Source organism: Streptomyces parvus, from assembly GCF_032121415.1.
GTDB lineage: Bacteria > Actinomycetota > Actinomycetes > Streptomycetales > Streptomycetaceae > Streptomyces > Streptomyces globisporus_A.
Map to the genome: position 1 here is coordinate 5377131 of NZ_CP135079.1, position 18200 is coordinate 5395330.

General features: G+C 71.2%; 13 protein-coding genes. 10 read left to right on the top strand and 3 right to left on the bottom strand.

Annotated elements, in window-relative coordinates; translation table 11 throughout:
• Positions 1-98: 98 nt before the first annotated feature.
• Positions 99-1265, bottom strand: coding sequence for a trypsin-like serine peptidase (locus tag RNL97_RS25270; protein WP_030581132.1), 1167 nt, complete (start codon positions 1263-1265; stop codon positions 99-101).
• Between the two features lie 355 nt (positions 1266-1620).
• Here RNL97_RS25270 and RNL97_RS25275 point away from each other — a divergent pair, with 355 nt between their 5' ends.
• From RNL97_RS25275 to RNL97_RS25295, 5 genes are all read left to right on the top strand, one after another.
• On the top strand, positions 1621-3015 hold the full coding sequence (locus RNL97_RS25275) for a diaminobutyrate--2-oxoglutarate transaminase family protein (RefSeq protein WP_243315396.1): 1395 nt from the start codon (positions 1621-1623) through the stop codon (positions 3013-3015).
• Between the two features lie 28 nt (positions 3016-3043).
• Positions 3044-4939, top strand: coding sequence for an IucA/IucC family protein (locus tag RNL97_RS25280; protein ID WP_243315397.1), 1896 nt, complete (start codon positions 3044-3046; stop codon positions 4937-4939).
• Between the two features lie 83 nt (positions 4940-5022).
• Positions 5023-5748 carry a GNAT family N-acetyltransferase gene (locus RNL97_RS25285; RefSeq protein WP_030581140.1) on the top strand — a complete coding sequence of 242 codons (726 nt, stop codon included), beginning with the start codon at positions 5023-5025 and terminating at the stop codon, positions 5746-5748.
• Between the two features lie 60 nt (positions 5749-5808).
• On the top strand, positions 5809-7749 hold the full coding sequence (locus RNL97_RS25290) for an IucA/IucC family protein (protein WP_030581142.1): 1941 nt from the start codon (positions 5809-5811) through the stop codon (positions 7747-7749).
• Between the two features lie 38 nt (positions 7750-7787).
• The gene (locus RNL97_RS25295; protein ID WP_243315398.1) at positions 7788-9758 is read left to right on the top strand and encodes an ATP-dependent DNA helicase; all 1971 of its coding nucleotides are present in this window, start codon (positions 7788-7790) and stop codon (positions 9756-9758) included.
• Between the two features lie 119 nt (positions 9759-9877).
• Here RNL97_RS25295 and lexA read toward each other — a convergent pair whose 3' ends face one another.
• Positions 9878-10675, bottom strand: a complete 798-nt coding sequence (gene lexA / locus RNL97_RS25300) for a transcriptional repressor LexA (RefSeq protein ID WP_010072358.1) — start codon at positions 10673-10675, stop codon at positions 9878-9880.
• 547 nt (positions 10676-11222) lie between these two features.
• On the opposite strand from lexA, the gene nrdR reads away from it, so the two are divergent.
• Positions 11223-11735 (top strand): transcriptional regulator NrdR, encoded by a 513-nt coding sequence (nrdR, locus tag RNL97_RS25305; RefSeq protein WP_030581151.1) that lies wholly within the window; start codon positions 11223-11225, stop codon positions 11733-11735.
• A 166-nt stretch (positions 11736-11901) separates the two neighbouring features.
• Positions 11902-14799 carry a vitamin B12-dependent ribonucleotide reductase gene (locus RNL97_RS25310; protein WP_030581154.1) on the top strand — a complete coding sequence of 966 codons (2898 nt, stop codon included), beginning with the start codon at positions 11902-11904 and terminating at the stop codon, positions 14797-14799.
• 123 nt (positions 14800-14922) lie between these two features.
• On the opposite strand, the gene RNL97_RS25315 is transcribed toward RNL97_RS25310, so the two are convergent.
• Positions 14923-15459: a TerD family protein gene (locus tag RNL97_RS25315; RefSeq protein WP_313751226.1), complete on the bottom strand. Its 537-nt coding sequence runs from the start codon at positions 15457-15459 to the stop codon at positions 14923-14925.
• Positions 15460-15756: 297 nt separating this feature from the next.
• Between RNL97_RS25315 and RNL97_RS25320 the strand changes: the two genes are divergently transcribed.
• From RNL97_RS25320 to RNL97_RS25330, 3 genes are all read left to right on the top strand, one after another.
• Positions 15757-16362 (top strand): YdbC family protein, encoded by a 606-nt coding sequence (locus RNL97_RS25320; protein WP_030581160.1) that lies wholly within the window; start codon positions 15757-15759, stop codon positions 16360-16362.
• A gap of 89 nt (positions 16363-16451) precedes the next feature.
• Entirely contained in the window at positions 16452-17111 is a 660-nt protein-coding gene (locus RNL97_RS25325) for a histidine phosphatase family protein (protein WP_030581162.1), read from the top strand.
• 12 nt (positions 17112-17123) lie between these two features.
• Entirely contained in the window at positions 17124-18032 is a 909-nt protein-coding gene (locus RNL97_RS25330) for an ADP-ribosylglycohydrolase family protein (protein ID WP_030581165.1), read from the top strand.
• Positions 18033-18200 lie beyond the last annotated feature (168 nt).

An 18200-nucleotide genomic window follows, 5' to 3' on the forward strand; every position in this document is an offset into this window, starting at 1 on the left:
CATGTACATGTCATGCGGGATGTCCGAGTCGGCCGCCGGTCGCACACGGCCCCCGGCAGTCGACTGCCGGGGGCCGGCCCCGCAGGCCCTGGCGCGCCCTACTGGCCCGCGTACTTCTCACTCACCGCGCGGTAGATGCCCTCGGCCTCCTTGCCGAGCCGCGGACCGGCCAGCCAGCCTGCCGTGACCGGGCCGATCGAAGTGTTCGAGACCAGGGCGGGCTTGCCGTCCTGGCCCGCCGCGACCCAGCCGCCACCGGAGGAGCCACCGGTCATCGTGCAGCCGATGCGGTACATCGTGGGCTGCTCCCGGAAGACCGAGAGGCGACCCGGCCTGTCCTTGCACTGGAGCAGCTTCTGGCCGTCGTACGGCGGCGCGGCCGGGTAGCCCGTGGCCGTCATCTCGGCGATCTTCGGCACGGCCGGAGCGTTGAACTCGACCGGCAGCGCCGAACCGACGGTCTCCTCCAGCGACTTGCCGCCCGCGCCCTTCTCCGGCGTCACGTGCAGCACCGCGAAGTCGTACGGCGCGCCCTGGCCGCCGACCGCGGCGCCCTGCTCGATCCACTGCTCGGAGGTCTGGGCCCACTGGCCCCACCACACACCGTAGGGAGCGATCTTCTCCTTGGGCGCGGTCTCCAGCTCGGCCGGCGACAGTCCGTCGTTGTTGTACGCCGGGACGAAGGCGATGTTGCGGTACCAGCCGCCCTTCTTGCCCGCGTGCACACAGTGCCCGGCGGTCCACACCATGTTGGACTTGCCGGGGTTCGCCGGGTCCTTCACCACGGTCGCGGAACAGACCATCGAGCCCTGCGGGCCGTCGAAGAGCAGTTTCCCGGACTCCGGGGCGTTGTCGTGGTACGGCGTCGCGACATCGGCGGCCCGGACCGGGGCCGGCGTCGGGTCCGTCACGCCGTCGTCGCCCGAGATGTCGTTGTCGACCGGGTTCTCCGGGGGCTTGTCGGCGTCCCGCATCCGGTCCGGGTCCCACAGGCCCTCGATGATCGGGTTGACGAAGTCCTTGGCCTCCCGCAGCCACTTGTCCTTGTCCCAGTTCTTCCACTCCCCGTCCCGCCACTTGTCGGGGTCGATCCCGTGCTCCTTGAGGCGGTCCTTCAGGTCGTCCGGAAGGGCGACCTTGCCGTCGGCCTGGCCGGCGGAAGCGCTGGGCGTGCCGCCCGCGTTGTCCTCCTCCGGACCGCACGCGGTGGCGGTGAGCGCCAGCACGGCTGCGACGGCGGTCGCGGCGAGCGCGGAGGAGGGCATGCGCCGTGCGCGCCTCCCGCGGCGTGCGGTATCGGTCGGGCGAATGGGTCGCATCTCGTGATCCCCCTGGGACTTCGTCACTCGGTACTCGTGCTGCATTGCGGACACTTCGGGCGCCGGAGCTGATGGTTCCGCGCCGCTGTGCGGCCCCCACTATGCCGGTGCCGATGGTGACGGTACGCAGCAGGTCCACGGTTCCGTCGCCGCGAGGATGTTCCGATTTACCCGTGATCCATCGCGGTCGGTGTCGTTGGTACGTACGGGGGACACCAGGACAGCGTTCACGGCCTCGGTGCGTCCGCGCGAAATCGTACCGACGTGCAACGCAACTGTTACCGCAGGAGGATCAAGAGCCGTGTCCGTGACCGAACCCGCACCGGTGGCGCCGCCCTCCGCGCACGAGGGCATCCTCCGCCGTCAGGCCCTGCGCGAATCGGCGGCCCGCACCTACGCCCGGTCCCTGCCGATCGTCCCGGTGCGCGCCCGCGGGCTCACCATCGAGGGCGCGGACGGCCGCCGGTATCTGGACTGCCTGTCGGGCGCGGGCACCCTGGCGCTCGGCCACAACCACCCCGTCGTGCTCGAAGCGATCCGGAAGGTCATCGACTCCGGCGCCCCCCTGCATGTGCTGGACCTCGCCACCCCGGTCAAGGACGCCTTCACCACCGAGCTGTTCGCCACCCTGCCCCGGCAGTTCGCCGACAACGCCCGCATCCAGTTCTGCGGCCCCGCCGGCACGGACGCCGTCGAGGCCGCCTTCAAGCTGGTCCGCTCCGCGACCGGGCGCTCCGGCCTGCTGACCTTCACCGGCGCCTACCACGGCATGACCGCCGGGGCCCTGGAAGCCTCCGGCGGCGCCACCGACGTCCGGGTCACCCGGCTCCCCTTCCCGCAGGACTACCGCTGCCCGTTCGGGACCGGCGGCGAGCACGGCGCCACGCTCGCCGCCCGCTGGACCGAACACCTGCTGGACGACCGCAAGGGCGGGGTGCCCGCCCCCGCCGGGATGATCGTGGAGCCCGTCCAGGGCGAGGGCGGCGTCAACCCCGCCCCCGACGCCTGGCTGCGCCGCATGCGCCGGATCACCGAGGAACGGTCCATCCCGCTCATCGCCGACGAGGTCCAGACCGGCGTCGGCAGGACCGGCGCGTTCTGGGCCGTCGAACACAGCGGCGTCGTCCCCGACGTCATGGTCCTCTCCAAGGCGATCGGCGGTTCCCTGCCCCTCGCCGTGATCGTCTACCGTGCTGAGCTGGATCTTTGGCAGCCGGGCGCGCACGCGGGTACGTTTCGTGGCAACCAGCTCGCCATGGCGGCGGGCGCGGCCACGCTCGCGTACGTCAGGGAGAATCAACTGGCGGACCGCGCAGCGGTCCTGGGGGCGCGGATGCTCGCCCGTCTCCGGGAACTGAGGGCGCATCACCCGGGAATCGGTGACGTACGGGGGCGTGGACTGATGATCGGCCTGGAGCTGGTGGATCCCGAGAGCGCGCCCCTGCCCGCCGAAGCCGGCGACCCCGCCCCCGCCCCGCCGCCCGACCCGGCCCTCGCCCAAGCCGTCCAGCAGGAATGCCTGCGACGCGGCCTCATCGTCGAACTCGGCGGCCGGCACGGCGCCGTGGTCCGCCTCCTGCCGCCCCTCACCCTCACCGACGAGCAGGCGACTGCCGTCGTCGACCGTCTCGCCGACGCGCTGGCAGCCGCGACACGCTCCCCGCACCGTCGGACCACCGCCGGGCCGACCTCCTGACCCCGGAATCCCCACAAGGAAGAACGCCGTGAACCCCACCCCCGCGCCCGAGGCCGAAGGCCCCGGTACCCCCCAGCACCGAGGGCAGGACGGACCGGCCGCCCCCGGCACGGTCGAGGCGACGACCGTGCCCCGCCAGAAAACCCCGCACGGCCCCGCCCCCGCCGCATACGCGCCCGGGTCCAATCTCGCGGCCCAGGGCCCGGGCTTCGACGCGCTCGACGACCCGGACCCGCTCCGCGCCGCCGACGCGGCGGGCACCGAAAGCCTGCTGCGCTGCTGGACCCGGGAGAACGACCTGCCCCGCCCCGACGGAGCCACCCTGCGCATCGCCTTCCCCGCGAGCGGCACCGCCCTCCTCGTCCCCGTGCAGTACTGGTCCGCCACCGGGGCCCACCGTTTCGGCGCTCCCGCCCTGGAGAACGCCCCCGTCGGCGCCCCGCCCGCCGACGCCGCCACCGTCGCCGTCCTCATCGGCCGCGAGGGCGGCGAGAGCGGCGCCGGCGATCTGGTCGCCCGGGTCGCCGACTCCGTACGCCACACCGCCGGCTTCATCGAGCAGCGGCGGCGCAGCCCGGCCGACCCCGCCGATGCGGATCTCTTCCTCACCGCCGAACAGTCCCTGCTGCTCGGCCACCCCCTCCACCCCACGCCCAAGAGCCGCGAGGGCCTCTCCGAATCGGAGTCCCGCCGCTATTCGCCGGAGCTGCACGGCTCCTTCCCGCTGCACTGGTTCGCCGTCGACCGGTCGCTGGCCGCCACCGACTCCGCCTGGAGCGAGGGCGGTCCGGCCACCGCCGAGGAACTGCTCGCCCCGCACGCCGCAGGGCTGAAGACGCCCCCCGGCACCGTCGCCGTCCCCGTCCATCCCTGGCAGGCCGCCGACCTGCTCCACCGCCCCCAGGTCCGCGCCCTCGCCGAGACCGGCCTGCTCCACGACCTCGGCCCGTACGGCGAGCCCTGGCACCCCACATCCTCCATCCGCACCGTGCACCGGCCCGGGGCGCGGGTCATGCTCAAGCTCTCCCTCGGCGTACGCATCACCAACTCCCGCCGGGAGAACCTCCGCAAGGAACTGCACCGGGGCGTCGAGGTCCACCGCCTCCTGTCCACCGGCCTCGCCGAGCACTGGCAGCGGGAGCACCCCGGCTTCGACATCGTCCGCGACCCCGCCTGGCTCGCCGTCGACGACCCCGAGGGCGCCCCCGTCACCGGGCTCGACGCGGTGCTCCGCCACAACCCCTTCGGCCCGGGCGACGACGCCGCCTGCATCGCCGGACTCACCGCGCAGCGCCCCCGGCCCGGCCGCCCCGGTATGCACTCCCGGCTCGCGGAGGTCGTCTCCGCCCTGCGCGCCCGCACCGGCCTCACGGGCGCCGACGTCTCGGCCGAATGGTTCCGGCGCTATCTGCACCACGTCGTGCTCCCCGTCCTCTGGCTCGACGCCCACGGCGGAGTCGCCCTCGAAGCCCACCAGCAGAACACCCTCGTCCTCCTCGACCCGGACGGCTGGCCCGTCGGCGGCCGCTACCGGGACAACCAGGGCTACTACTTCCGCGACTCCCGCCGCGCCGAGCTGGACCGGCGGCTCCCCGGCATCGGCACCGTCAGCGACACCTTCGTCTCCGACCCGGTCACCGACGAGCGGTTCGCCTACTACCTCGGCATCAACAACGTCCTCGGACTCATCGGGGCGTTCGGGTCCCAGCACCTGGCCGACGAACAGCAACTCCTCACCGTCCTGCGCCAATTCCTCACCGAGGCCGCGGAACTGGGCTCGCCCCTGCCCGCGTATCTCCTGGAGAACCGCCAACTGCGCTGCAAAGCCAACCTGCTGACCCGGCTGCACGGCCTCGACGAGCTGGTCGGACCGGTCGACACCCAGTCCGTGTACGTCACCATCGCCAACCCGCTCCACAGCTGAACCGCCGCACCAGAGAGACTCCGACCGCACCCGCACCGGAGAAGCTCACCGACCGCACCCGGTCCAGAGAGGAGAGCCCCACCGTGCCTCCCGCCGACGCCTCAGCGGAACCCGGCACCGCGCCCGACGGCGGGAGCACCGGAGCCGAGGACACTCTCGACCTGAAGCTCACCGAGGAGCTCCTCGCACTGATCGCCGAGGAGCGCAGCGCCGGGACGCGGCGGACCGCCGTCCCCGGTGAGCTGCTGGGCGACCCCGGATCCTGGCCGTCCGCGCGGACCACGGCGGGGGAGTTCGCCCTCCTCCCCGTCCGGCTGGAGCGCGACACCCCCGTCATCAGCCGCTGGATGAACGACCCCGCCGTGGCGGCCTTCTGGGAGCTCGCCGGACCCGAGTCCGTCACCGCCGACCACATCCGGCCCCAGCTCGAAGGGGACGGGCGCAGCATCCCCTGTCTCGGCGTGCTGGACGGCACCCCCATGAGCTACTGGGAGATCTACCGCGCCGACCTGGACCCCCTGGCCCGCCACTACCCCGCCCGCCCCCACGACACCGGTGTCCATCTCCTCGTCGGGGGCGTGAAGAACCGGGGCCGGGGCGTGGGCACCACCCTGCTCCGCGCCGTCGCCGACCTCGTCCTGGACAACCTTCCGCGCTGCGGGCGGGTCGTCGCCGAACCGGACCTGCGCAACACCCCGTCCGTATCCGCGTTCCTCAGCGCCGGTTTCCGCTTCTCCGCCGAAGTGGATCTCCCCGACAAACGCGCCGCCCTGATGATCCGCGACCGAACGTACCGAGCCCAGCTGTGACTTACTCTCCGCACTTTCCACACCGCTCGAACCTCATAGGTTCCCTCCGGAGGAGTCCCCGTGCCGATATATCCCACGAGCCGTGACGCAGCCGAGTCCCCGCAGCTGTTCAGCCCCGCGGAGCTGAACCGGCAGATCTGGGACCGGGCCGCGGCGAGGCTCCTCGCCAAGATGCTCGGCGAGTTCGCCTACGAGAAGATCATCGAGCCGGTTCCGGCGCCGGGGACCGGCGGACTCCACCGGCTGACCCTCGACGACGGGGGAGTGCTCGCCTTCACCGCCCGGCGCGGCGTCTACGGCAGCTGGCGCGTCGACCCCGAGTCGATCGAGATCACCGCGCAGCCCCCGGCCGCCCCTGCCGACGGACCGCCCGCCGACCGGGCCGACGTGCAGTCCAACGGCTCGTTCACCGTCCAGGCCGACGTACAGGCCAACGGCTCGCCCGCCGCCTCCCGGCCGTTCCGCGACCCGCTGACCTTCCTCACCCGGGCCCGTGACCTTCTCGGGCTCGACGGCACGACGCTGGGCCACCTCATCCGCGAGCTGACCCTGACGCTGTCCGCCGACGCCCGGCTGGACCACACCGCGCTCACCGCGGACCGGCTCGCCGCCCTGGACTACGCGGAGCTGGAAGGCCACCAGACCGGCCACCCCTGGCTGGTGGCGAGCAAGGGGAGGCTCGGGTTCTCCGCCGCCGACGCCGCCCGCTTCACCCCCGAGACCCGCAGCCCGCTCCGGCTGCCGTGGATCGCGGTCAGCACCCGCATCGCGCAGTTCCGCGGCGTCGGCCGCGTCGGCACCCCCGACCAGCTGTACGCCGGAGAGCTCGACCCGGACGTCCGGGACGCCTTCGCCGACGTGCTGCGGGCCCGGGGACACGACCCGGAGGACTACTTCCACCTCCCCGTACACCCCTGGCAGTGGGACGAGTGGATCGTGCCGCTCTTCGCCCCCGCCATCGCCGACGGCGACATCGTGGCCCTGCACACCGACGGCGACGCCCGCCTCCCGCAGCAGTCCATCCGCACGTTCGCCAACGTGGACCGTCCCGAGCGGCACACGGTGAAGCTTCCGCTCTCCATCCTCAACACCCTGGTCTGGCGCGGCCTGCCGACCGAGCGGACCCTCGCCGCCCCCGCCGTCACCGCCTGGGTCCAGGGGCTGTGCGAGGGCGACCCCTTCCTGCGCGAGACCTGCCGGGTCATCCTCCTCGGCGAGGTCGCCTCCGTCGCCGTCGAACATCCGCTGTACGACCACCTCCCCGAAGCGCCCTACCAGTACAAGGAACTCCTCGGCGCGATCTGGCGCGAGCCCCTGCCGCCCCGCCTCGCCCCGGGCGAACGCGCCCGCACGCTCGCCTCCCTCCTCCATACGGATCCGACGGGCCGCGCGTTCACCGCGGAGCTGGTCGAGCGGTCCGGCCTCTCCCCGGAGACCTGGCTGAAGCGCCTCTTCGCCGCCCTGCTGCCGCCCCTCCTGCACTTCCTCTACCGCTACGGCACCGTGTTCTCTCCGCACGGCGAGAACGCCATCGTCGTCTTCGACGAGAACGACGTGCCCGTACGGCTCGCCATCAAGGACTTCGTCGACGACGTGAACATCAGCGCCCACCCGCTGCCCGAACACGCCTCCATGCCCGACGAGGTGCGCGCCGTCCTCCTCACCGAGGAGCCGTCCTTCCTCACCCAGTTCATCCACTCCGGCCTCTTCGTCGGCGTCTTCCGCTATCTGTCACCCCTGTGCGAGGAGCAGCTCGGGGTCTCCGAGGACGCCTTCTGGTCACTCGTCCGGGCGGAGATCGTGCGCCACCACGCCCGCTTCCCGGAGCTGAAGGAGCGGTTCGAGCTGTTTGACATGCTCACCCCCGAGATCGAACGCCTCTGCCTCAACCGCAACCGTCTGCATGTCGACGGCTACCGGGACCGGGCCAGCCGCCCGCATGCGGCGATCCACGGCACGGTCCCCAATCCGTTGCACCCCTCAGCCCGCGCCCGGGAGTGACCGTCGTTGTCAGTGGTGCGCCGTAGGCTGGTCGGGCTATGACGAAGCCATCCCTCCCCGAGCTCCTGCACGCCGCCGTCACCGCCGTCGGTGGTACGGAACGGCCCGGCCAGGTCACCATGGCCGAAGCCGTCGCCGAGGCGGTCGACGCCCAATCCCACCTGCTCGTCCAGGCCGGCACCGGTACGGGCAAGTCGCTCGGCTATCTGGTGCCCGCCTTGGCGCACGGGGAGCGGGTCGTCGTGGCCACGGCCACCCTCGCCCTCCAGCGGCAGCTCGTGGAGCGCGACCTTCCGCGTACGGTCGAGTCCCTGCATCCGCTGCTGCGCCGGCGCCCGCAGTTCGCCATGCTCAAGGGCCGGTCGAACTACCTCTGCCTGCACCGGCTCCACGAGGGGGTGCCGCAGGACGAGGAGGAGGGACTCTTCGACCAGTTCGAGGCGGCGGCCCCGTCCAGCAAGCTGGGGCAGGACCTGCTGCGGCTGCGGGACTGGTCGGACGAGACGGAGACGGGCGACCGGGACGACCTCACGCCCGGCGTCTCGGACCGGGCCTGGGGCCAGGTCTCGGTCTCCTCGCGGGAGTGCCTCGGCGCGACGAAGTGCGCGTACGGCGCCGAGTGCTTCGCCGAGGCGGCCCGCGAGCGGGCCAAGCTCGCGGATGTCGTCGTCACCAACCACGCGCTGCTCGCGATCGACGCCATCGAGGGCGCGCCGGTGCTGCCGTCGCACGAGGTGCTGATCGTCGACGAGGCCCATGAGCTGGTCTCCCGGGTCACCGGCGTCGCCACCGGCGAGCTGACCCCCGCCCAGGTCAACCGCGCCGTCAGGCGTGCTGCGAAGCTGGTCAACGAGAAGGCGGCCGATGCCCTCCAGACCGCGGCCGAGGGGTTCGAGCGGGTCATGGAGCTGGCGCTCCCCGGACGGCTCGAAGAGGTGCCCGAGGACCTCGGATACGCGCTGATGGCGCTGCGCGACGCGGCGCGCACGGTGATCTCCGCGATCGGCGCCACCCGGGACAAGTCGGTCGAGGACGAGAACGCCGTCCGCAAGCAGGCGCTGGCCTCGGTCGAGTCGATCCACGGCGTCGCCGAGCGCATCACCCAGGGCTCCGAGTACGACGTCGTCTGGTACGAACAGCACGACCGGTTCGGCGCCTCCGTCCGGGTCGCCCCCCTCTCCGTGTCCGGGCTGCTGCGCGAGAAGTTGTTCGCCGAGCGGTCCGTGGTGCTGACCTCGGCCACCCTCAAGCTCGGCGGCGATTTCAACGGCGTGGGCGCGTCGCTCGGGCTGGCCCCGGAGGGCACGGCGGGCGAGGACGTCCCGCAGTGGAAGGGGTTGGACGTCGGCTCCCCGTTCGACTACCCGAAGCAGGGCATCCTCTACGTCGCCCGGCATCTGAACACCCCGGGGCGCGAGGGATCGCGTACGGACATGCTGGACGAGCTCGCCGAGCTGGTGGAGGCGGCCGGCGGCAGGACGCTGGGGCTGTTCTCCTCCATGCGGGGAGCCAAGGCGGCGGCCGAGGAGCTGCGGGAGCGCCTGGACAAGCCGATCCTGCTCCAGGGCGAGGAGACGCTCGGCGAGCTGATCAAGAACTTCGCGGCCGACCCGGAGACCTGCCTGTTCGGCACGCTGTCGCTCTGGCAGGGCGTCGACGTCCCGGGGCCGAGCTGCCAGCTGGTGGTCATGGACCGGATTCCGTTCCCCCGGCCCGACGATCCGCTGATGAGCGCCCGGCAGAAGGCGGTCGAGGAGGCGGGCGGCAACGGCTTCATGGCCGTGGCGGCGACGCACGCCGCCCTGCTGATGGCCCAGGGCGCGGGCCGCCTCGTCCGTGCGACGGGCGACAAGGGCGTCGTCGCCGTGCTGGACCCCAGGCTCGCCAACGCGCGGTACGGAAGCTATCTGCGCGCCTCGCTGCCGGACTTCTGGTACACCACCGACCGGAACCAGGCGCGCCGCTCGCTGGCCGCCATTGATGCCAAGGCCAAGGCGGACGGGGCGTAGACGGGCCCCTTGCGCCGGCTGTGCCGTCCCGGGGCAAGGCAAAGCCCCGGGACCGACGTCGTGATCGACGTCCTAGGGGGTCCCGGGGCCGACAAGCCCTGACCGACGCTGCCGTCTCCTCAGACGCGGCGCAGCACCGCCACCACCTTGCCCAGGATGGTCGCCTCGTCGCCGGGGATCGGCTGGTACGCGGCGTTGTGAGGGAGCAGCCATACGTGACCGTCCTCCCGGCGGAAGCGCTTGACCGTGGCCTCGCCGTCGAGCATGGCGGCGACGATGTCCCCGTTCTCCGCGACGGGCTGGCGTCGGACGGTGACCCAGTCGCCGTCACAGATCGCGGCCTCGATCATCGAGTCGCCGACAACCTTCAGGACGAACAGCTCACCGTCGCCGACAAGCTGGCGGGGGAGGGGGAAGACGTCCTCGACGGACTCCTCGGCGAGGATCGGACCACCGGCGGCGATGCGGCCCACCAGCGGCACATAGGACGCGGCGGGCTTGCCCGTCGTGTCGGTCGGCTGGGTGCTGGGCTGGTCCGATCCGCGCACCTCGTAGGCGCGGGGGCGGTGCGGGTCCCGGCGGAGGAAGCCCTTGCGCTCCAGGGCCATCAGCTGGTGGGCGACGGACGAGGTGCTGGAGAGGCCCACCGCCTGACCGATCTCCCGCATGGAGGGCGGGTATCCCCGCCGCTGCACGGAGTCGCGGATGACCTCGATGACCCGCCGCTGCCGGTCCGTGAGCCCCGAGCTGTCCGCCCGGATGCCGGGAGGCCTGCCGGGCATGGAGCGCCCGGGGCGTGCGGGCTCGGGCCCGTCCGTGTTCGTGACTGAGTCATTCATGGCATGCACCGGCTCAAGTCGGCTCTGGGAGCGGTGGTCCCGGGCGGTGATGGTGGCGCTGTCTGCGGTGGTGGTCACGTCGGCCCCTCTCGAATGTTCTCCCTAGCTGGACAACGGTAGTAGCTTTCGAAAGGTTGCGCCAAACACACGTTCGAGTGAAAAACGAATAAAGGGGTGCCGCAGTGCCGCCGACAGGTGTATGGGCGCTGTGGTGGAGGTCGCGCGGCCTCCGTGTGGCGGCCCTGTCGCGGCACCGGCCCAAGTCTTTCATCCGGACCTGTGGGCAGAGTCTTTCATCCGGCCCCGGGGCGCCTTTCATCCGGCCCCGGGGCGGCGAAGCCCCGGCGGCTCGACGGCCCCGTGTTTCCCGTACCCTCTTCCCTGGCCCACGCTCCCCGGGCGACCTCCTGGCGATCTCCCGACGAGGTCCGGCGCGCGACACGCGATGGGGGCGAAACGCGACTCGACCCTAGATCTAGTGGTTGGATTGCCTCAGTCGCCCAGAAGTTGTGGTCTCGGTTCAATCGCGCCGCGGTCATCGCCTATGCTGGGGACTGCTTCCAGGGGCCCGGACAAGGCCCTGAAGAGGCTATTCAGTCGTGCGTGTGAAGGAGGGTTGGGAGCCATGCACTGCCCCTTCTGCCGGCATCCCGACAGCAGAGTCGTCGACAGTCGCACCACCGACGACGGAACGTCGATCCGTCGCCGCCGCCAGTGCCCCGACTGCTCCCGCCGCTTCACCACGGTGGAGACCTGCTCGCTGATGGTGGTCAAGCGCAGCGGCGTGACCGAACCCTTCAGCCGTACCAAGGTCATCTCCGGCGTCCGCAAGGCATGCCAGGGGCGGCCCGTCACGGAGGACGCCCTCGCCAAACTCGGCCAGCGGGTCGAGGAGGCGGTGCGCGCCACCGGCAGCGCCGAACTGACCACCCACGACGTGGGACTGGCCATTCTCGGCCCCCTGCAGGAACTCGACCTCGTCGCGTACCTGCGCTTCGCGTCCGTGTACCGGGCGTTCGATTCCCTGGAAGACTTCGAGGCCGCCATCGTGGAACTGCGCGTGCGGCGGCCTTCCGCGGAGGACTGCGGGAGCGGCGAGGCCCCTGAGGTCCCCGCGCCCGCCATTGCCGCCGACTGAGCGGTACCCGCCCGTCACGGTCCGGAGTCACCTCCGGCCGACCGATGGCCGGGCGAATGAAGACCTGCTCCCGTGGCCGAGTGCGGCCCACGGGACAACGGACACACACTGTGCCTGGGAAGATCTCGGCACTTCAGGGCGTTTTCGCCCACATATGGGAGGCGGCATGACAGAGACGGCGAGCGGCCCGGCACGAGGTTCCCGCACCAAGGGCGCCAAGGCGAGCAAGGGTCTGCGTATCGAGCGCATCCACACCACCCCCGGCGTGCATCCGTACGACGAGGTGACGTGGGAGCGCCGTGACGTCGTCATGACCAACTGGCGCGACGGCTCGATCAACTTCGAGCAGCGTGGCGTCGAGTTCCCCGACTTCTGGTCGGTGAACGCGGTCAACATCGTCACCAGCAAGTACTTCCGCGGGGCCGTCGGCACCCCGCAGCGCGAGACCGGCCTCAAGCAGCTGATCGACCGGATCGTGAAGACGTACCGGAAGGCCGGCGAGGACAACAGCTACTTCGCCTCTCCCGCGGACGCCGAGATCTTCGAGCACGAGCTGGCCTACGCCCTCCTGCACCAGATCTTCAGCTTCAACTCGCCCGTCTGGTTCAACGTCGGCACGCCCCAGCCGCAGCAGGTCTCCGCCTGCTTCATCCTGGCCGTCGACGACTCCATGGAGTCGATCCTCGACTGGTACAAGGAAGAGGGCATGATCTTCAAGGGCGGCTCCGGCGCCGGCCTGAACCTCTCCCGTATCCGCTCCTCCAAGGAGCTCCTCTCCTCCGGCGGCAACGCCTCCGGCCCGGTCTCGTTCATGCGCGGCGCCGACGCCTCCGCCGGAACGATCAAGTCGGGCGGCGCCACCCGCCGCGCGGCCAAGATGGTCATCCTCGACGTCGACCACCCCGACATCGAGAACTTCATCGAGACCAAGGTCAAGGAGGAGGAGAAGATCCGCGCCCTCCGCGACGCGGGCTTCGACATGGACCTGGGCGGCGACGACATCACGTCCGTCCAGTACCAGAACGCCAACAACTCGGTCCGGGTGAACGACGAGTTCATGAAGGCCGTCGAGTCGGGCGGCAAGTTCGGGCTGCGCGCCCGGATGACCGGCGACGTCATCGAAGAGGTCGAGGCCAAGTCCCTCTTCCGCAAGATGGCCGAGGCCGCCTGGGCCTGCGCCGACCCGGGCATCCAGTACGACGACACCATCAACGCCTGGCACACCTGCCCGGAGTCCGGCCGGATCAACGGCTCGAACCCGTGCAGCGAGTACATGCACCTGGACAACACCTCGTGCAACCTCGCCTCGCTGAACCTGATGAAGTTCCTCAAGGACGACGGCCTGGGCCACCAGTCCTTCGAGTCCGAGCGCTTCGCCAAGGTCGTCGAGCTGGTCATCACCGCGATGGACATCTCGATCTGCTTCGCGGACTTCCCCACGCAGAAGATCGGCGAGAACACCCGCGCCTTCCGGCAGCTCGGCATCGGTTACGCCAACCTCGGCGCCCTCCTGATGGCGACCGGCCACGCGTACGACAGCGACGGCGGCCGCGCGCTCGCCGGAGCCATCACCTCGCTGATGACCGGCACCTCGTACAAGCGCTCCGCCGAACTGGCCGCGGTCGTCGGCCCGTACGACGGCTACGCCCGCAACGCCGAGCCGCACCAGCGCGTCATGAAGCAGCACGCCGACGCCAACGCCAAGGCCGTCCACGTGGACGACCTCGACTCCCCGGTCTGGGCCGCCGCGACGGAGGCATGGCAGGACGTGATCCGGCTCGGCGCGAAGAACGGCTTCCGCAACGCGCAGGCCTCGGTCATCGCGCCCACCGGGACCATCGGCCTCGCGATGTCCTGCGACACCACCGGTCTGGAGCCCGACCTCGCCCTCGTCAAGTTCAAGAAGCTTGTCGGCGGCGGCTCGATGCAGATCGTCAACGGCACGGTGCCGCAGGCGCTGCGCCGCCTCGGCTACCAGCCCGAGCAGATCGAGGCGATCGTCGCCCACATCGCCGAGCACGGCAACGTGGTCGACGCCCCCGGCCTGAAGACCGAGCACTACGAGGTCTTCGACTGCGCGATGGGCGAGCGCTCCATCTCCGCGATGGGCCACGTCCGGATGATGGCGGCCATCCAGCCGTGGATCTCCGGCGCGCTCTCCAAGACGGTGAACCTCCCCGAGAGCGCCACCGTCGAGGACGTCGAAGAGGTCTACTTCGAGGCGTGGAAGATGGGCGTCAAGGCGCTCGCGATCTACCGCGACAACTGCAAGGTCGGCCAGCCCCTCTCCGCCAAGACCAAGGAGAAGGAGAAGGAAGAGGTCACCGCGAAGGCCGAGGAGACCATCCGCGAGGCGGTCGAGAAGGTCGTCGAGTACCGACCGGTCCGCAAGCGTCTCCCCAAGGGCCGTCCCGGCATCACCACCTCCTTCACGGTGGGCGGCGCCGAGGGCTACATGACCGCCAACTCCTACCCGGACGACGGTCTCGGCGAGGTCTTCCTGAAGATGTCCAAGCAGGGCTCGACCCTCGCGGGCATGATGGACGCCTTCTCCATCGCCGTCTCGGTCGGTCTGCAGTACGGCGTCCCGCTGGAGACGTACGTCTCGAAGTTCACCAACATGCGCTTCGAGCCGGCCGGTATGACGGACGACCCGGACGTGCGGATGGCGCAGTCGATCGTCGACTACATCTTCCGCCGCCTGGCGCTGGACTTCCTGCCCTTCGAGACCCGCTCGGCCCTCGGCATCCACTCCGCCGAGGAGCGTCAGCGCCACCTGGACACCGGCAGCTACGAGCCGTCGTTCGAGGCGGACGGCGTGGACGCGGACAGCCTGGCCCAGTCGGCCCCGGTCCACCCCGAGCCCCTGAAGGCGGTCCCGGCTCCCGCGGAGTCCGCCGCCAAGGCAGCGCCGAAGACGGCGCACACCTCGGCCGAACTGGTCGAGATGCAGCTCGGCATCAGCGCCGACGCCCCGCTCTGCTTCTCCTGCGGTACGAAGATGCAGCGCGCCGGCTCCTGCTACATCTGCGAGGGCTGCGGCTCGACGAGCGGCTGCAGCTGACCGGACACGGAAGCGGTGCGCGCAACCGCGTAGGGCTCAGCTGACCCGCGGCCCACGAAGGGGACCGGCCACCGGCCGGTCCCCTTCGGCATGCCGCTCCGGGTTGTCCGGAACTGACCGTCGTCAGCCCTCGGCAGCCCGGCTTCCCATCGCGGCGGCGAACGTGTCGGGGTCGCCGTCGTAGCCGCGTACGGCCGAGAGGAAGCCCCACGGGCCCGAGCCGTCCCGAGTGAACTCGCCGACGACCGCCGCGGTCGCCCAGGCCAGGTCGGAGAAGTCGTTCTCCGCCAGCTTCGTGTAGCCCTCGGCGATCTCCATCGCCGTGCTCCCTATGGCGCCGAAGGTCTTGTGGCCGTCGCGCTGCTGGATGGCGACACCGACCACCACCCGGCCGTACCGCTCGGCCAGCCGGTTCAGCTCGATGGTCATGACCTCGTCGAAGCCGAAGCCCTGGCCGGTCCGGCTGTCCCGGTTCAGCGTGATGGTGCCGTCCGGGGAGCGGCTGTCGAAGTGGACCAGGTAGGCGGGGGCGCCGTACGGATCGTCGGCCGGGTAGGTCGCCGCGATGATGTCGAGGTCGTTGGCCGCCGCCCCGTGCGGGCTCGGGTCCCATTTGACCCGCACTTCGACCTTCTCGATGTCCTTGTTCGGAGTGCTCAAGAAACTCCCCTCCCGGCCGACGGCCCACGGACCGTTCTCATCACCCGATACACGATGGACCGATCATGTACGGAACCGGCCGCCGAACCAACTGCCCCGGAATCGGACGGCGGATTCGGGCCACCGGCCTCACCGCCGGCCCCCAGGCCCTCGGCGCGCTCGTCCCCGCACATCAGGATGTCCGTACCGCCGTCCACGAGGACGACCGCGCCGAAGTCGTCGGGAGCGGAACGACCGGTTCGGGTGCACTCCCCGGGACCGTGACGCGTGCCACGCTCCGCGCCGTACGATGGCGCGGTGCTGGTGAAGTGGATTCGCTGTTCCGTGGTGGACCGTCATGGTTTCGAGCGGGGTCAGCGGAAGTGGGCGGGGCTGCTCGGCGAGCCGGGGTTCAGAGGACAGAGCGGCGGGTGGAGCCGAACACGCCCCGACGTCGCCCATGTCTTCGCGTTCTGGGAGAACCGTGTCTTCTACGACTCCTTCATGGCCCGCGGGCACGACCGGCTGGCGGCCGGGCAGTCGGGCATGTTCCGCGATATGCAGGTCACGCTCTTCGAGCGCCGCTTCGACGTGAAGACGGGCTTCGAGCCCCACTTCGCCGAGGCCGACGTCGTACGGGTGGCGCACAGCCGGGTGCACGAGGAGCGCGCCGAGCACTTCGTGTTGATGCAGCAGCAGGTATGGAATCCCGCCATGGCCGGCTCGCCCGGCATGCTGCGCGGTGTGTTCGGCGAGGCGCCGGGCAACGAGTTCCTGGCGCTGTCCCTGTGGAAGTCGAGCGCCGAGCGGGGCAAGTACCGCGCGGCCGGGGCCGAGCGGCTGGCGGCCCGCGCGCAGACCGAGACGGACGTCATCTCGCTGACGGGAGACATCGTGGAACTGGAACCGTCCTGGACGGTGTGACCCGGGCCGCCCGGCCTCTCCCGGACGGTGTGACCCGCGCGGCACGCCCCGACCGATCGCGCGGACCCGATCCGTTCTAGGCTCGGGACATGGCACGACCGCAGCGCATCGTCCTCGTCCGGCACGGCGAGTCCGAGGGCAACGCCGACGACACGGTGTACGAGCGGGAGCCCGACCACGCGCTCCGGCTCACCGCCACCGGTCTGCGGCAGGCCCGGGAGACCGGGGAGGAGCTGCGCGAGCAGTTCGGCGACGAGCGGGTGAGCGTCTACATCTCGCCCTACCGCCGCACGCACGAGACGTTCCGGGCGTTCGATCTCGACCCGGCACGCGTCCGGGTCCGCGAGGAGCCGCGGCTCCGCGAGCAGGACTGGGGCAACTGGCAGGACCGGGACGACGTACGGCTGCAGAAGGCCTACCGGGACGCCTACGGGCACTTCTTCTACCGCTTCGCCCAGGGCGAGTCCGGCGCCGACGTCTACGACCGGGTCGGGGCGTTCCTGGAGAGCCTGCACCGGAGCTTCGAGGAGGCGGACCACCCGGAGAACGTCCTGATCGTCACCCACGGACTGACGATGCGGCTGTTCTGCATGCGCTGGTTCCACTGGTCGGTCGCGGAGTTCGAGTCGCTGTCCAATCCGGGCAACGGCGAGACGCGGACCCTGCTGCTGGGCGAGAACGGCCGCTACACCCTCGACCGGCCCTTTGAGCGCTGGCGGACCCCTGAACCGTACGGCCGTACCGGTTAGAGTGGCTGTGCGATGACCGCTGATTCTGCTTCCGCGCGGCGCTTCGAACGCGCCCTGGCCAGCCTGCGTGGGCTGTCCGTGGGAGACGCCCTGGGCTCCCAGTTCTTCGTTCCGGCCAACTACCCCCTGCTGAAACAGCGGGCCCTGCCGCCCGGGCCCTGGCAGTGGACCGACGACACCGAGATGGCCTGCTCGGTCCTCGCCGTGCTCGCCGAGCACGGCCGCATCGACCAGGACGCGCTCGCCCGCTCCTTCGCCGAGCACCACGACTTCGACCGCGGCTACGGCCCCGCGGTCAACCGGCTCCTCCGGCTCGTACGGGAGGGCGGCGACTGGCGGGAGCTGTCCTCGGCGCTGTTCAAGGGCCAGGGCTCCTGGGGCAACGGTTCGGCGATGCGCGTCGCCCCGCTCGGCGCCTGGTACGCGGACGACCCGGAGCAGGCGACGCACCAGGCGGAGATCTCGTCGTACACCACCCACCAGCACCGTGAGGCCGTCGTCGGCGCGATGGCCGTGGCCGCCGCCGCGTCGCTCGCCGCAGCCCCCGGAGGGCCGCCGAGCCCCGAGGACCTCCTCGACGGCGTGATCGCGCTCGTGCCCCGCAGCGCCGTCGGCGCCGGGCTGCGCCGGGCCCGCGACATGCTGGACTACCAGGACGCGGGGACGGTCGCCGCGGTCCTCGGCAACGGCCGCCGGACCAGCGCCCACGACACCGTGCCGTTCGCGCTCTGGTCGGCGGCCAGGAGCCTCGGGAACTACGAGGAGGCGTTCTGGGTGACGGCCCAGGCGGGCGGGGACGTCGACACGACGTGCGCCATCGTCGGCGGTGTCGTCGCGTCCGGCGAGACCGGAGCGCCGCCCTCCGGCTGGCTGGCACAGACGGAGGAGTCACCGGCGTGGCTGACCCCGTCCCTGCGCTGACCCTCCGGCTGTTCTGCTCCTCTGTCACGGTCCTGCCACAGGATCACTCTGCGTATCTGCGAACGAGAGTTCGGGACTACTCTTTCGGCCACGCCGCCCCTGGTTGATCTTGAGGGCGCGCGCCGAATGAGACACCGGGCCGGGCGTACGGCTATGGGCCGCGCCCGG